The sequence below is a fragment of the Entomobacter blattae genome (assembly GCF_014672835.1).
Lineage (GTDB): Bacteria > Pseudomonadota > Alphaproteobacteria > Acetobacterales > Acetobacteraceae > Entomobacter > Entomobacter blattae.
This window is the reverse complement of record NZ_CP060244.1, coordinates 2,183,491-2,198,418: the sequence shown is the minus strand read 5'-3', so window position 1 is coordinate 2,198,418 and position 14,928 is coordinate 2,183,491. Positions and strand designations below refer to the sequence as shown.

The 14,928-nt window shown below is 45.6% G+C and carries 14 protein-coding genes and 1 pseudogene; 4 read left to right on the top strand and 11 right to left on the bottom strand.

Annotated features, from left to right (window positions below; translation table 11 throughout):
* Positions 1-66 precede the first annotated feature (66 nt).
* Together galU and pgmG are read left to right on the top strand one after the other, a co-directional pair.
* Positions 67-945 carry a UTP--glucose-1-phosphate uridylyltransferase GalU gene (gene galU / locus JGUZn3_RS09780; protein WP_203413335.1) on the top strand — a complete coding sequence of 293 codons (879 nt, stop codon included), beginning with the start codon at positions 67-69 and terminating at the stop codon, positions 943-945.
* A gap of 73 nt (positions 946-1,018) precedes the next feature.
* On the top strand, positions 1,019-2,428 hold the full coding sequence (pgmG, locus tag JGUZn3_RS09775; protein ID WP_203413334.1) for a phosphoglucomutase/phosphomannomutase PgmG: 1,410 nt from the start codon (positions 1,019-1,021) through the stop codon (positions 2,426-2,428).
* 18 nt (positions 2,429-2,446) lie between these two features.
* On the opposite strand, the pseudogene JGUZn3_RS09770 reads toward pgmG, so the two are convergent.
* The 10 genes and pseudogenes from JGUZn3_RS09770 to moaA all read right to left on the bottom strand — a co-directional run.
* A pseudogene (locus JGUZn3_RS09770) lies at positions 2,447-2,749 on the bottom strand (glycosyltransferase); the annotation flags it as partial.
* A 274-nt stretch (positions 2,750-3,023) separates the two neighbouring features.
* Positions 3,024-4,253 carry a lactonase family protein gene (locus JGUZn3_RS09765; RefSeq protein WP_408871748.1) on the bottom strand — a complete coding sequence of 410 codons (1,230 nt, stop codon included), beginning with the start codon at positions 4,251-4,253 and terminating at the stop codon, positions 3,024-3,026.
* Between the two features lie 139 nt (positions 4,254-4,392).
* The gene (grxC, locus tag JGUZn3_RS09760) at positions 4,393-4,650 is read right to left on the bottom strand and encodes a glutaredoxin 3 (protein WP_203413332.1); all 258 of its coding nucleotides are present in this window, start codon (positions 4,648-4,650) and stop codon (positions 4,393-4,395) included.
* A 100-nt stretch (positions 4,651-4,750) separates the two neighbouring features.
* A complete protein-coding gene (locus JGUZn3_RS09755; protein ID WP_203413331.1) occupies positions 4,751-5,641 on the bottom strand; it encodes a ComF family protein in 891 nt (296 codons plus the stop codon).
* A 54-nt stretch (positions 5,642-5,695) separates the two neighbouring features.
* Entirely contained in the window at positions 5,696-6,112 is a 417-nt protein-coding gene (locus JGUZn3_RS09750) for a secondary thiamine-phosphate synthase enzyme YjbQ (RefSeq protein WP_203414904.1), read from the bottom strand.
* A gap of 189 nt (positions 6,113-6,301) precedes the next feature.
* Positions 6,302-7,297, bottom strand: a complete 996-nt coding sequence (trpS, locus tag JGUZn3_RS09745) for a tryptophan--tRNA ligase (protein ID WP_203413330.1) — start codon at positions 7,295-7,297, stop codon at positions 6,302-6,304.
* Positions 7,298-7,420: 123 nt separating this feature from the next.
* Positions 7,421-7,963, bottom strand: coding sequence for an FKBP-type peptidyl-prolyl cis-trans isomerase (locus JGUZn3_RS09740; protein WP_203413329.1), 543 nt, complete (start codon positions 7,961-7,963; stop codon positions 7,421-7,423).
* A 153-nt stretch (positions 7,964-8,116) separates the two neighbouring features.
* Positions 8,117-9,352 (bottom strand): argininosuccinate synthase, encoded by a 1,236-nt coding sequence (locus tag JGUZn3_RS09735; protein WP_203413328.1) that lies wholly within the window; start codon positions 9,350-9,352, stop codon positions 8,117-8,119.
* A gap of 394 nt (positions 9,353-9,746) precedes the next feature.
* On the bottom strand, positions 9,747-10,649 hold the full coding sequence (locus tag JGUZn3_RS09730) for a methyltransferase domain-containing protein (RefSeq protein WP_203413327.1): 903 nt from the start codon (positions 10,647-10,649) through the stop codon (positions 9,747-9,749).
* A gap of 8 nt (positions 10,650-10,657) precedes the next feature.
* The gene (gene moaA, locus JGUZn3_RS09725; RefSeq protein WP_203413326.1) at positions 10,658-11,677 is read right to left on the bottom strand and encodes a GTP 3',8-cyclase MoaA; all 1,020 of its coding nucleotides are present in this window, start codon (positions 11,675-11,677) and stop codon (positions 10,658-10,660) included.
* A gap of 272 nt (positions 11,678-11,949) precedes the next feature.
* On the opposite strand from moaA, the gene JGUZn3_RS09720 reads away from it, so the two are divergent.
* Positions 11,950-12,114 (top strand): hypothetical protein, encoded by a 165-nt coding sequence (locus JGUZn3_RS09720; protein ID WP_203413325.1) that lies wholly within the window; start codon positions 11,950-11,952, stop codon positions 12,112-12,114.
* A gap of 367 nt (positions 12,115-12,481) precedes the next feature.
* Here the strand turns inward: JGUZn3_RS09720 and ubiG are convergent, their stop codons facing one another.
* Positions 12,482-13,240: a bifunctional 2-polyprenyl-6-hydroxyphenol methylase/3-demethylubiquinol 3-O-methyltransferase UbiG gene (gene ubiG / locus JGUZn3_RS09715; RefSeq protein ID WP_203413324.1), complete on the bottom strand. Its 759-nt coding sequence runs from the start codon at positions 13,238-13,240 to the stop codon at positions 12,482-12,484.
* A gap of 310 nt (positions 13,241-13,550) precedes the next feature.
* Between ubiG and JGUZn3_RS09710 the strand changes: the two genes are divergently transcribed.
* A complete protein-coding gene (locus tag JGUZn3_RS09710; RefSeq protein ID WP_203414903.1) occupies positions 13,551-14,786 on the top strand; it encodes an aspartate kinase in 1,236 nt (411 codons plus the stop codon).
* Positions 14,787-14,928: the final 142 nt, after the last annotated feature.

The following is a 14,928-nucleotide window of genomic DNA, read 5'->3' as shown; positions in this document are numbered from 1 at the left end:
TACAGTCATACCCCTGTATTTTTGATCTTGTTCGGATGTCATAATTAAATAGCAAAGGTTGATTTAGTGATTAAGCCCCTACGTAAAGCTGTTTTACCCGTTGCTGGGTTGGGAACGCGTTTTTTGCCTGCAACAAAAGCAATGCCAAAAGAAATGCTTACAGTAGTCGATCGACCGTTGATTCAATACGCTATTGATGAGGCACGCTCCGCCGGAATTGAGGAGTTCTGCCTTATTACAGGGCGTGGGAAAGATTCGCTTATTGATTATTTTGATGTTGCCTTTGAACTGGAAACAACATTAAGGGAGCGTAATAAGGTTTCTGCCTTGGAAGCCCTAGCTCCCTCTAGCATTGAGGCTGGCTCGCTCGTTGCTGTTCGTCAGCAGGAGCCTTTGGGTTTAGGCCATGCCATTTGGTGTGCCAGAACATTTATTGGCAATGATCCTTTTGCCATTCTCCTTCCGGATGATATTATTTTGGGCAAAACAGCCTGTATGAAGCAACTCGCCGATGCTTATCATAATACAGGCGGCAATGTTGTTGCTGTTACCGAAGTTCCCAAGGAGCAGACCAAAAATTACGGGATTTTGGATGTTGGTGCCGAAATTGGGAATATGGTTGAAGTTAAAGGCCTGGTGGAAAAACCTGATCCCGAGGATGCTCCATCCAATCTCTCAATTATTGGGCGTTATATCTTAACGGCTGATATTTTAGAGCCACTTTCACGCCTTGATCGTGGAGCAGGGGGCGAAGTGCAGCTAACAGATGCCATGGCTAAGCTTATTGGCAAGGTGCCATTTCATGGCTTGCGTTATGAAGGCACACGCTTTGATTGCGGTAGTAAAGCAGGCTTCCTTGAGGCCCAAATTGCTTTTTCCCTAGCGAGGGAAGACCTGGCAGCAGACGTTAAAAGCTTTATAAAGAAATATAGCAACGAGATATAAGTCTTTAATATTTCATCCATTTAGTCATTATTATTTAAAACCAATGAATACCCAGTAAAAGGATCACTATACCATGACTTTTAGTCATAATTTTGATGAAACCAGTTTGAGAGAATATGATATCCGCGGGATTATTGGGAAGACCTTAACCGAAAAAGATGCCTATGCTGTGGGCCGTGTGTTTGGCTATATTGTCGCAAAAGAGGGCGGTAAAACCCTTGTTATCGGCTATGACGGCCGGACTTCTTCTCCCCAGTTGGAGGAGCATCTTATAAAAGGTGCTATGGATGCTGGCCTGCATGTAATCTCTGTAGGGTGTGGCCCAACGCCAATGTTGTATTTTGCCTCTGTAACCCTTAAGGCCGATGGCGCTGTTATGATTACCGGTAGTCATAACCCAGCGGATTATAATGGTTTTAAAATGATGCTGAAGGGGAAACCTTTTTTTGGTAGTCAGATTCAGGAGCTTGGAAAACTTTCCGCTGCAGGAGGCCTAGGAGAAAATAAAAAGGGGAGCTCGGAAAATGTTGATATCAAGAAAGAGTATATTGCGCGTTTACTGAAAGACTGGACAGGCGGTAGCAAGACATTAAAAGTGGTTTGGGATAATGGAAATGGGGCAGCAGGCGATATCTTATCCCAACTGGTAAAGGGGTTACCAGGAGAGCACATTCTATTAAATGCCAAAATAGATGGGACATTCCCTGCCCACCATCCTGACCCTACGGTTGCTAAAAATCTTGAGCAGCTTATTACCGAAGTTAAAAAACAAAAAGCCGATATTGGTATTGCCTTTGATGGTGATGCGGACCGTATTGGAGTGGTGGATGATCAAGGGTCAATTCTATGGGGGGATCAACTCCTGGTTGTATATGGCCGGGAAGTTTTAAAAACGCATCCAGCAGCGACAATTATTGCCGATGTGAAGGCGAGCCAGGTTTTGTTTGATGAGATCAAAAAAGCTGGTGGTAACCCCCTTATGTGGAAAACCGGACATTCTCTTATTAAGGCAAAAATGGCAGAAACAAAATCTCCTTTGGCAGGGGAAATGTCGGGGCATGTCTTTTTTGCCGATAAATGGTATGGATTTGATGATGGGCTTTATGCCGCTATTCGTATTTTAGATATTGTTGCACGTCTTGATAAACCTCTCTCAGCAGTTTTGGCAGAAATGCCTAAAACAATCTCAACGCCAGAGCTTAGATTTGAGTGTGAAGATACGCGAAAGTTTGAGGTTATTAAAGAAGTGGCTGAGCGTTTAAGGCAAGAAAAGGCCGATGTTTCGGAAATTGATGGTGTTCGGGTTAATACACCAGATGGTTGGTGGCTTCTGCGTGCCTCTAATACTCAAGCGGTACTCGTAGCTCGTGCAGAAGGGAAATCTCAGGAAGGGTTAGAGAAGCTTAAACAGGCATTGGTAAGCCAGTTAGAAAAATCTGGATTAAAAGCACCTGATTTTTCTGGCGAGCATGCGCCTCATTAACTGTTCTTATAACCTTACAGAATGATAAGCGGCCTGAGCCATTTTTTGGCGGAGGTCAGGATTATCAACCAATTCAAGCAGGTAGTGTTCCCATTCTTCTGGGGTTGTCGCAAGGAAGCCGGTTTTCCCATGGATAACCAGCCTTTTGAACGGCCCTGTGGGTGAGACAACGAAACAGACATTGGCAAGGGCTGCTTCGGTAAACTTGATTTCACTCTTGGCATTACAGAAAACATTATCGATTTCTAGCGGTGCGATGGAGATATCAAGCCGGCTAAACTCATAGGAGAGTTCTTCAAGGGGTACTACGGTGTCTTGCCATTACTTTGTCAGAAAGAAATACCGTAAGCGGTGTGCTATGGGGAGACTGGTTAGGATATGGCTGTTAGTCTGTTTTGTGGGGTGCAGAAGGGTAGCATCTGCATGAGGCTCGTATAGTGTTTCTCAGTGAGGTGATCAGACCCCGTAAACATTCCTTCTTGGGTAAGCGTTTTGCCATTTTTAGGCATTTATATCGGTCAGCAAAAAAGGAAAGCCTTTAAAGGCTTTCCTTTTTGTATTGGGTATCATTTTAGGAGGTAAAAACCAGAAAAAATTATTTAGGCACAACCAGGAATTCGAAAGTTGTGGGGCTCCCAATGGGGGTAAAATTCCAGGTGAAATCGAGTTTTCCTGTTTTTGGGTTGGCCCGAAAAGCAGTAACAGAATCACTTTTCTGATTGGCGCAAAATAAGAATGTTCCGCTGGGGTCGAACATAAGGGCTCGGCCATAGTCGGCATGCATCCATGTTTCATCAATAAGGGTTAAGAGTCCATCGGGGCTTACCTTGAAGACGGCAATAGAATTTCCCAACCGGTTGCTGGCGTAGATAAATTTTTCATTATGAGAAAAAACAATTTCTGCAGCGAGTGTGCTTCCCTTGAAATGGGGGGTTACGGTGCTAACAGTTTGTTGAGGCGTGATTTTCCCTGTTGTGGGATCAAAATGAGAATAGACAACTTTTGAATTTTGTTCGCAAAGATTGTAAAGCCGTTTTCCGTCTTTTGAAAAAACAAAATGGCGGGGGGCAGAGCCTGGCGTCATATCCAGATAAGGGTATTGAGCAGGGGTTAATTTGCCTGTTTTAGAATCGATAGACCAGACATAGATACGGTCGAGCCCTGCATCGTCTGCAACAACAAAACGCCCAGTGGGATCGGATTGAACCATATGGACATGCGAGGAGGTATGGTCACTTATGGCAAAATTTCCTGGTGGGTTATCCTCTGCCCGTTCTGGCATACGAGGGCCAGTGTTTTTGATAACTTCTACGGGCTGATCCAGAGAGCCATCAGGCTTTATGGGCAGCACTGCCACGCTCCCGCCTACATAATTGGCGACCAGAACATATTTCCCCGAATGGTCTACACTTAAATGTGCAGGAACAGCCCCCCCTGAGCTGACAACATTTAACCTTTGCAAATTGCCTGATGCAGGATCCACTGAAAAAGAGGTGACAGAACCATCCCCCTCTTTATTAAAGTCATCAATTTCATTGACAGCGTAAAGGAATTTTTTGTCATGGGATAAGGTAATAAAAGAGGGGCTGGCAATATCGGTAAAGACGCTAATGGGAGAGAGGTTGCCAGTTTTACGGTCCATTTCAAAAACGGTAATCCCTGGCCCATTGCCGTCTGTTCCTTTGGGACGATGGGCTGTATAGCCTCCTACAAAGCATAAGATACGGTCATGAGGGTTAACAGCTGCCGCGGGAAGGGGGGCTGCATAGAGCTTTTTTGTTAATGCGGGGAGTAAGGAAGAGGCCGTAATACTTGTACCTAACATTCTCAAACCAAAAGACCTTCGTGATATCAGATTTTTGTTCATGGTATTCTCATGCTTCATGGAGTGGAAATTTGTTGTGAATGATATTGTGGGGGGTCAGGTGAGGAAATAGTCTCCAAGAGTATAAAAAATAGCCGGTTCAGTGGTTTAGAAGGGGATCGAGCCCACCTTTACGGTCAAGGGCGATCAGATCGTCACAACCGCCAATATGGTTTCCATCAATAAAAATTTGTGGAACGGTTTTCCGTCCTCCAGAACGTTCTATAGCGGTTTCTCGCTCTGGTGTACCGCGAGGGGCTGAAATTTCCTGGACAGTCACGCCCTTTTGCTTAAAAAGTTCCAAGGCTTGTTTGCAATAGGGGCAAAAAGGTTGTGTGTATATTTCTATTTTAGGCATACTAATCCTTATTGGCTGAATATAATCTTATTTTGACTCACTATAAGATGGTTAAGAATAATAAAAAATAGCTTTATGCCATCATATTATCGTGCAATGGCTATGTTAGGCTTTCTTTATAGGGTCTGGCAATATCTGGTGGGGGAGTTCTGGCCATTACAAGAATTGCAGGTTTATATTCCGTAAGGGGAGCAAGCGCTTGACAACAGGCTGTTAGGGTCGCTCCTGTCGTCATAATATCATCAATCAGGATAATTTTTTTATTGAGGAGGGCTGCCTGGCGTTGCGGGTTTATGTGAATCGCATCGGTCATTATGATTGTGCGCTCTTGTCGATTTAAGCCCTCCAGCGAGGGGGTTTTTTTGTTTCTTATCAAACCATCCACGATAAGAGGAAGCCCTGTGACTTTGGAGAGGGAATGGCCAATAAGAGCGGCTTGATTATAGTAGCGTTGTCTTAGCCGTGTCTTGTGAAGGGGAACAGGAACAAGGGCATGATATTGGCTCAACATGTCTTTGCCTACCATAGCAAGAATATTTGCAAGGAATGGGGCGAGTTCTGTTCTATCGGCGTATTTCAGGGGGAGAATAATCTTTTTTGCGGCCTCATCGTATAAAAGGGCTGCTCGTGCCTGTGCCCAAGGCGGAGGAGCCTGTTCACAAGAGGGGCAGGGAGAGGCGGGGTTGGATGGAGTTTCTGTCTTCAGAAGAGTTGTTGGGGGAGGGTCAAGGGAGAAGGGCAGGGGAAGAGCACATAATGGGCAGAAAGGCTCGCTGATAAAGCTGAGTTGGGCAAAACATTGGGTGCATAAAAGCTTAGCCTGCCCAGTGGGGGCAAAACAGCTTAAACACACTGGAGGAAGCAAAAAATCCAGGGCTATTTTTTTTCCAATGGAGAAAAAAGAAAGGATATTTTCACGCATTAACGGTATTGGGTTTATATGACCAAAAGTAACAACTCTGAATGGGGGCCTTTCAAAAAGGTCACTCATTCATTTCCTTTATATTATCACGATTATAAAACGAAAATCTAGTTTTTATTGGGATTATTCACCCATGAGATGGAGAACAATCTCCCTTTCATGGCTATGGCGCCTATGTTCAAAAAGGTAAATTCCTTGCCATGTTCCTAAAACCATTTTTCCATTTTCAATAGGAATGGAAAGGTGGGTATTGGTTAGCATGGTGCATAAATGTGCCGGCATATCATCAAGCCCTTCAAGACTGTGGGCATAGTGGTTCCCTTCTGGGACAATTCTGTCAAAAAAGGCTAGAATGTCTTTCCGAACGGTAGGATCAACATTTTCCTGCACGGTCAATGAGGCAGAGGTATGACGACACCACAAGGTAAGCAGTCCGTTTTGAATGGAGGTAGAGGTTATCCATTCACTAATTTTCTGGGTAAAGGGGAGAAGGGATTTTCCCTGTGAAAAAAGAATGAGGTGGTGGAAGCTTTGTTTCATCATGGGTCAGTAAGGTTATTTAGGGTTGGTTGAAATGGGGTGTTTTATCAAGGGTTGATCGGATAAAACAGGAACGCAAAAAATACAGTGCGGTTCATAAAAGGCGATAAAGCCAGTTCCGCAAAAGAAGGCACGGTAAAAAGAATCTCTAATAGGTATTAGAGAGTGGGGGCAACAGAAAGTGGAATGCTAGCGAATAAAGCCAACAATTTTTTCGACTTCTTCAACAATGGGATCTGCAATGGCCTTTGCTTTCTCAGCACCCGTATGAAGAATAGTTTTAATGTGATCGGGGTCTTTAAGGTAGCTGCGGGCCTTCTGGGCTATGGGATCTATGGTTGCCACAACCAGTTCTGTAAGTTTTTCCTTAAAGGGGCCGAATCCGTTACCCTCGAACTGTAATAAAACATTATCTACGGAGACTCCAGAAAGGGCTGCATAAATTTCTACTAGGTTTCGGGCTTCTGGGCGTTCATTGAGGGCAGCCACTGTACCAGGTAAAGGGTTGGAATCGGTTTTTGCGCGGCGGATTTTTTGGGCAATATCATCCGCAGTATCAAGAAGTTCTATACGGCTTTGCGCAGAGGGATCGGATTTGGACATTTTTTTTGTCCCATCTCGTAGGCTCATAACCCGTGCTGCTGCTGGAGGAATAAGGGCTTTTATTTGGGGAAAGAACTCGGTTTGGTAGTCATAATTGAATTTTTGGGCAATATCATTAGCGAGTTCAATATGTTGTTTTTGGTCATCGCCTACGGGAACATGGGTTGCTTTATAAGCCAAGATATCCGCAGCCATGAGCGTAGGGTAAACATAGAGACCGGCTGAATGTTTTTCACGGTCTTTTCCGACTTTATCCTTAAATTGGGTCATTCTGTTCAACCAGCCGATACGCGCGATACAGCTGAATATCCAACCAAGGCGAGCATGAGCTGAGACGGCAGATTGATTGAAGAGAATATGTTGGTCTGGATTAATGCCGGCAGCTAACAAAATAGCCGCCTGTTGAAGGGTCTGCTCCTTAAGCTTAGCAGGGTCTTGCCATACAGTGATGGCGTGCATATCCACCAGGCAGAAGAGACATTCGAATTCTTCTTGTAGGTGAACCCAGTTGCGAATGGCACCAAGATAGTTCCCAAGCTGGGGAATTCCGGTTGGCTGAATTCCAGAAAAAATACGTGGCATAAAAGGTGCCCTACCGAAAAAAGATTAGTCAAGAAAAAGAGGATTTGGGTTTAATAGCACCGTGATGAGCGGTACTCTTTTAAGGAGAATACAGCCGTAAAGCTGCATCCACCAAAACACAGGTTAGTGTTTGCGCTTGTCAACCCCTACTAACTGTATGCTAAAAATTAAGGGACTATTAGGGGGAATAACACCAACCGAGCGGCTTTTATAACCCAGTTCAGGCGGTACATAGAGCATCCAGGTATCTCCAGTGTGCATCATGGGGAGGGCTTGCATCCAGCCATCAATCATCCCGTCAAGTTCCATCTGTATCACGGAATCTTCACCATGTTTATTGGAGCTATCAAAAATAATGCCATCTGGTAGACGCCCCTCATAGGAAACCATGATCAGATCACCTTTCTGAGGGGAGATCCCTGTTTTGTCTCCAGATTTGATAACCTTATAGGCTAAGCCGCTGGGGAGGGTTACAACGCCCTTTTCGCTGCGGATATGCTGCATGAAGGTGGTTGGGTTAATATCAGGTTCATCGTCGTCGTTAGGGCCGTCACTACAACCAACAACCAGAAGAGTTGAAGCCAAAGCCAGCGATATGCCGATTTTTTTTACATGAGAGAGGAAGGGGCGTTTCGTAGTTTGCCGGGGAGAGGAGTAAATGGACATGTGCTTCTACCTATTCTTATGGGCTATCTGGATCGGCAAGGGTTAAAAGGCGTTATAAAATACCTTGTGTCGATAACAATGATAACAACGATAACAGAAATTGCTTCAAAAACATATTTCTCTTATCGTGCTGGTTACTTTAATATGCAGAGATTAAGTATTTTTACGCCCAGCCATAGCGCTTAGGCGTAATCTGAGGGCATTAAGCCGAATGAAGCCTTGCGCATCCGCCTGGTTATAGGCGCCTTCATCATCTTCAAAGGTTACAACGCGGGTATCATAGAGGCTGTTGGGGCTTTCGCGGCCCGTAACAATAATATTGCCCTTGTACAGCTTTAACCTCACCTGACCGTTGACGAAATGTTGGCTTTCGTCAATCAAAGCTTGCAGCATGCGCCGTTCAGGTGAGAACCAAAAACCGTTATAAATAAGTTCGGCATATTTGGGCATCAGGCTATCTTTAAGGTGGGCTGCCTCACGGTCAAGGGTAATGGATTCCATATGTCGATGAGCAGCGAGCAAAATGGTGCCCCCCGGGGTTTCATAAATCCCACGGGATTTCATCCCTACAAACCGATTCTCTACTAAATCCAGCCGGCCAATCCCATTGGCTTTGCCCAGTTCATTTAAACGAGTGAGAAGAGAAGCGGGAGACAGACTAACACCGTTAATGGCAACGGGGTCCCCGTGGACAAAATCAATACTGATTTCTGTAGGGGTATCTGGAGCCGCCTCTGGGGAAATGGTCCGCTGAAAGACAATTTCATCGGGGGGAAGGGCCGGATCTTCAAGGATTTTTCCTTCCGAAGAGGAATGAAGTAGGTTCGCATCTACGGAAAATGGGGCTTCCCCGCGTTTGTCCTTGGCAATGGGAATTTGGTTTTCCTCAGCAAAGGCCAGCAGCTTTGTGCGCGAGGTCAAATCCCATTCCCGCCAGGGGGCAATAACGGTAACATCGGGCTTTAAGGCATAGTAAGCCAGTTCAAAGCGAACCTGATCATTCCCTTTTCCTGTTGCGCCATGGGCTACGGCGTCTGCGCCTACGGCTTCGGCAATTTCGATTTGGCGCTGGGCAATCAAGGGGCGTGCTATGGAGGTACCAAGAAGATACTGCCCCTCATACAAGGTATTGGCCCTAAACATGGGGAAGACGAAGTCTTTAACGAATTGTTCGCGCAGGTCTTCAACAAAAATTTCCTTAACACCGAACATTTCTGCTTTTTTACGGGCAGGTTCCAGCTCTTCGCCCTGGCCGAGGTCTGCTGTAAATGTTACGACTTCACAATGACGGTTTTTTTGGAGCCACCGTAAGATGACAGAAGTATCAAGGCCACCGGAATAAGCCAGAACAACCTTCTTGATGTTATGTTTTGTTTCTTTACCAGCCATACAAGCAGTGCCCTTACATTGATCAATCTATTTTTGCTTGTGCTTTTGAGGTTTTCTGTTGTCCACCCAAAAAGCATAAAGTATTTTTGTTTTTTAGCCCTGACAGCTTAGTAAATAAAGAGCTTTTTTATATTATTCGAAAATCTTCTCTTTGAAAGTACCTGCCTAAAAGAAAGCCAACCAGAGGACAGCCGATCAAGTGAGCATCACTTCTCAAAGATTGGCTGAAGACCACCTCAAAACCACGCACCCCAGAGTGCTCCAGAAGTGGGCTGCCAGAGTGGGCCAGAGTGGTCTAGAGTGATCCAGAGCGAATGCGAGTATTGAGGGCAGGTTTTGGATGTGGATTTCTTGCAGCTCTTGGTTATGCAGTCCTAGGTTATGCAGCTCTGGGTTATGAGGAGGAAGATTCACTTGGCGGGTCAGGTAGGGAAGCGATCAGATCCTCAAAAGAGGTTGTAAATTCGCCGCGGGTCAAGGGTTGGGGTTGGGTAGGAGCAGGGCTCCATGCGCTGAGGCAAGCGATATGGAGCTGTAAGGGGACTGGATCATTCTTGCCATATCGGTCAGCGAAAAGGCTAAGGGCTAGGGGAAAAAGGCCCTTGGGAGGGATTAATTTACTCCGTTGGGTCAGGGCATTGCTTTCCCCTGCTTGTTGAAGGTCGCGCAGGATGGAGAGGGGGTTGCGATAAGAGAGGTTAATGATTTCAGAATCGACAACTGGCAAAGTAAAGCCAGCCCGCTGCAGAAGGCCCGCACAGGCCTGAAGGTTGGGAAAAGGGATGATACGTGGAGAGATACGCCCACAAAGGGTCTCTTCTGCTTGCATAAGACATTCCCTTAATTCTGAAAAGCTGGGAAGTACGGGCAAACTGGCCAGAAACAGGCCATCTGGTTTAAGGATATGACGTATTTGTTTGAACAGGCCTGGAATATCGTTCACTTGATGGAGGGAGAGAGAAGCAATGACAAGGTCAAAGCTTGCTGGGGCAAAGGGAAGAAGTTCATTTTCAGAACAAAGTTTTAACCCGGCCTGCTTATTGAGCATGTCAATAGAGCAATCAATGGTAATGGGTGTAATCTTCCGTTCAACCAATAACGGGGCAACCACGCCTCTTCCGCCAATATCCAACGCCAGGTTAAAGGGCCTTGTAATGTCGTCCAGTCGTTCAATCAGGAGAGAGGCTGCATGCTGAAGAATGGGGTAAACGTGGGCGATTTTACGGCTAGCCCGGTTGTGAAACTTTTGTTGGGCTTTATAGTCAAAAACTTGGGGAATAGGATAAGGGGTATCCATTTACGGTATTACCCGCCTGTAACGTTCATATGGCGTTTTATTTGCCCTTGGGTGGTTTTATTAAGGCGATCAAAAGCAAAATCATGCCCACGTGGTTTATGTTGAATAGCGGTAAATAAAGCTTGTTTTAACTCATCGGAGCTTGCGTGACTGCGAAGGAGGGTCCGAAAATCATAATTATTTTCCTGGCCGAGGCACGTGTAAAGGACCCCTGTACAAGAGAGACGAACTCGATTGCACGCCTCACAAAAACCATGGCTGAGGGGGGTAATAAAACCTATTTTCTGGCCGGTTTCCAGAAGGGTCATATAGCGAGCAGGCCCCGAGGTTGAATGGGTCGTGGGTAGGAGGGTCCAGCTTTTCTGGAGGGTATTTTTAACTTCTGCCAAGGGTAAGTAGTGATCCATTCGGTTTCCCTCTACTTGTCCCATCGGCATGGTTTCTATCAAGCAAAGATCCATCTGGTTTTGTCCGCACCATTCGATGAGGTGATCAAACTCATCGTCATTTAATCCTTTTAGAACCACCGTATTGATCCGGATTTTTAAACCAGCCTCTAAGGCTGCTTCAATACCCTTAAGGGTATTGTCAAGTTTACCTACACGGGTAATGGCGGTAAAACGGTCTGGGCGGAGAGTATCAAGACTGATATTGATCCTTCGTATTCCGGCCTGATAAAGCGGTTTGGCATAGCGCTCTAGCAGGGTGGCGTTGGTTGTTAAGGTAATTTCATCAAGTCCAGGTTTGCTCTTATCTGTATTGAGCCAAGGGGTAAGAGACTGTACAAAAGCGCATAAGTCTGCCCGTACTAGGGGTTCTCCTCCTGTGAGGCGAATTTTGCGTACCCCACATTCGATAAACACTTTGCTGAGCGTGGAGAGCTCCTCAAAGTTTAAGAGCTCATCGCGGGGCAGAAAAGACATTTTTTTGCCCATACAATAAGTACAGCGTAGGTCACACCTATCTGTCACAGAAATGCGCAGATAGGTGATGTGACGTCCGAACGGGTCTGTAAATGGATAGTTCATGAAATAAGGGTTTTCAAAAATAGACAAAAACGTCACAAAATTCGGTTTTATGATTACGGAAAGACCAAGGCTATTCCTATAAATAGGAAATAGTGAAGAGTGTGGGTAATAACAAGGGTTAATATCATTCTTCAACTAGAACCAAAATCGGCTTTTAACTTTACTGGCCAGCAGGGAGAAGGGAGTTTCCCCCAAGGGGCGTGAGAGTTTTAAAATAAACAGACTGGGAGAATCCTGGGAGGATAAGGATAACTGGGTGGGTGAGGATAATCGTGAAAAAAGCTCGTATTCTATCAGCCCTTTATTCCTTCCAATATTGGGGTCTATGGTCACTATGGCTGGTCTGGTGTTGTGTTATTAGTGGGGCAGGGACGGTCTTTTTTACCTATATTGGTTTGATGCTGTCTCAACCGCTTCTTGGGAAGGTGTTGTTATAGCTAGCGGGCTGTTCAGTGCCTATGTGGAAAAGATAGGCCAGATTCTCAAAGTGAGACTCAAAGAGAAGCTGCTATAGAGCACTGTAATCCCCTCAAAAAATTTCTTGGCCTATATTGGGGTTTATGCTGGGGCTTATACTGGCTTGGCTTACATTGGGCAGTCTGATCATGAGTGGGGCTTGCAAAAAAAACAACCCAGCCCTCTTCAAAAGAGGAAGGGGTTAGAGACGATATGCAATCTCTTGGCTGGCATGACCAAAAAATTGACTTCAACCATAGTGATCACTCTCCTGAAGAGGATGATGAATATCCCGATGTTTTTGATGGCTAGAATTTTTGATGATTAGAAAAGGGCCTCACGATTTCATTAGCCATTAGTGGCTATGGCAATATAGTTGACCTTGGTGGAGGTAGAAACAGCCCAGTGCCCTGTAGGGGAAGGAGCCATGCCCGCAATATCGGTTACGCGAAGGCCTGCTTGTAAGATATATCGCCCTAACTCGGTCGGGGTTATAAATTTTTTCCATTCATGGGTGCCGATTGGCAGCAAGCGTAGTAGATACTCAGCCCCAATCTTAGCAATTAGCAAGGAGAGCATAGTGCGGTTAAGCGTTGAAAAAACGATAAGCCCATTGGGGTTAAGAAGGCCTGAAAGTGTTTGAACAAAAGTGGTGGGATCTGCAACATGTTCAATAATTTCCAAGGCCAGGATAGCATCAAATGTCTTTCCTTGATCTCTAAGGTCTTCAGCACTTCCCGCCTGATAGGAAAGTGTGCCGCTTTTTTTATCAAGAGGAAAGTGATGCAGGTGGCTTTTAGCGGCCTCAATAGCTTTTTTTGAGGCATCCACCCCCAAAACATTATAGCCTCTGCGGGCCATTCCTTCGCTGGCTAGTCCTGCACCGCACCCCAAATCTAGCACAGAGCGAATAGGAAAGCCCTGGCGGACATGTTGGGAGAAGTGGGCGTGAATCCATTTTAATCTTGTTTCATTCATAGCATGGAGGGGCTTCATGGGCCCCTGAGGGTTCCACCATTCCTCAGCCATGGCACTAAAGCGTTCAATCTCTGATGATAATACGCTGGAAGATGAGGCTGGTTCAAAAAAACTTTCGTCTGTTGGCATGCTGTGAACCTTCTTTTTTAATACTTGTGCTGGACTGAACTCTTCTATCAGGTTATGTGACGTATTCTGCCTATTATGCAAGTCTGGCAGTATAAAATTTTTGTCTAATGGGTCGATGAGATTCAAGACTTAGTGAGAAGTAAGCTTAAAGAGTTGTAGTATGATTTGTCATTTAGGCTTGGAACTTTGGCTTGTAACTTGGGCCTGTCATTTGGGCCTGTCATTTGGGTCAGTAACTTGAGCCAGTAACTTGAGGAAGTGTGGTTTGGCGATCGGGGAGGGAAGAGTGAATACAAAGCCACGAATAGTGATGAAGTTTGGTGGAACATCTGTTGCCGACCTGGATCGTATCAGAACGGTAGCACAGAAGGTTAAAAAGCAAGTCATGGCAGGCTGTGAGGTCGCTGTGGTTGTTTCGGCCATGTCGGGTGAAACCAACCGCCTTGTGGGGTATTGCAACAGTCTGGCAAAATTGTATGACCCTCAGGAATACGATTCGATTGTTGCAACAGGTGAGCAGGTTACGAGCGGTTTGCTCGCTATAGCCCTTCAAGAATTAGGTCTAAAGTCTCGTTCATGGCAAGGTTGGCAAATTCCCCTTAAAACAGATCATGCCTATGGTAAGGCCCGTATTGAGACAATAGAAAGCTCTGTGCTGGTTGATTCCATGCAAAATGGATATGTGCCCGTTATTGCAGGTTTTCAGGGGATTAGCGAAGAGGGGCGAATAACAACGCTAGGCCGTGGTGGGTCCGATACTTCAGCGGTGGCGTTGGCGGCCAGTCTTTCTGCTAGTCGGTGTGATATTTATACCGATGTTGATGGAATTTATACAACCGATCCCCGTATTGTGCCCGAAGCCCGAAGGCTTGAAAAAATCACGTATGAGGAAATGCTGGAGCTGGCTTCGGTTGGAGCAAAAGTGCTGCAAACCCGTAGCGTAGAATTGGCTATGAAAGAAAAGGTCCGTGTTCAGGTTCTCTCCAGTTTTGTAGAAGGCCCAGCCCCGATGGAAGGGGAACTTCCAGGGTCATTGGTTGTTGATGAGGAAGAGGTTATGGAAAAAGAAAAAGTAACGGGTATTGCTTATTCCAGGGATGAGGCAAAAATATCGGTTCGCAATGTACCCGATAGGCCTGGGGTAGCCGCTGCCATTTTTGTGCCATTGGCTCAGGCTAATGTCAATGTGGATATGATTGTGCAAAGTTCTGGCGGTGATGGGTTAACAAATATGGTGTTTACCACTTCCAAAACAGACCTTGCTCGAGCTATTCAGATTTTGGAATTGGAGCGGGGCAATATTCAGTATGGGGAAATTGTTACAGATGATTCCGTGGTTAAAATTAGTGTTGTCGGTATAGGGATGCGCTCTCATGCCGGTATTGCAGGCACCATGTTTCAAACACTCTCTGAGCGCTCTATTAATGTGCAGGTGATCTCTACCAGTGAAATCAAGGTTTCGGTGTTGATTGCAGCCGAATATACAGAGTTGGCTGTTAGGGCTTTGCATAAGGCCTATGGCTTGGATATGGCCCAGGCAGGCTAATTTATAGAGGGGGGATTAGGGGGAAAGGCAATTCTGCGTTTTAATCTGGGTTTTAATCTAGAAGTAACATTTACAGTTTGCTAACTAGCCATAGGCTAAAATAATAAGCCTGCATTGTAGAGGATTAAAGGTAACAAACCGG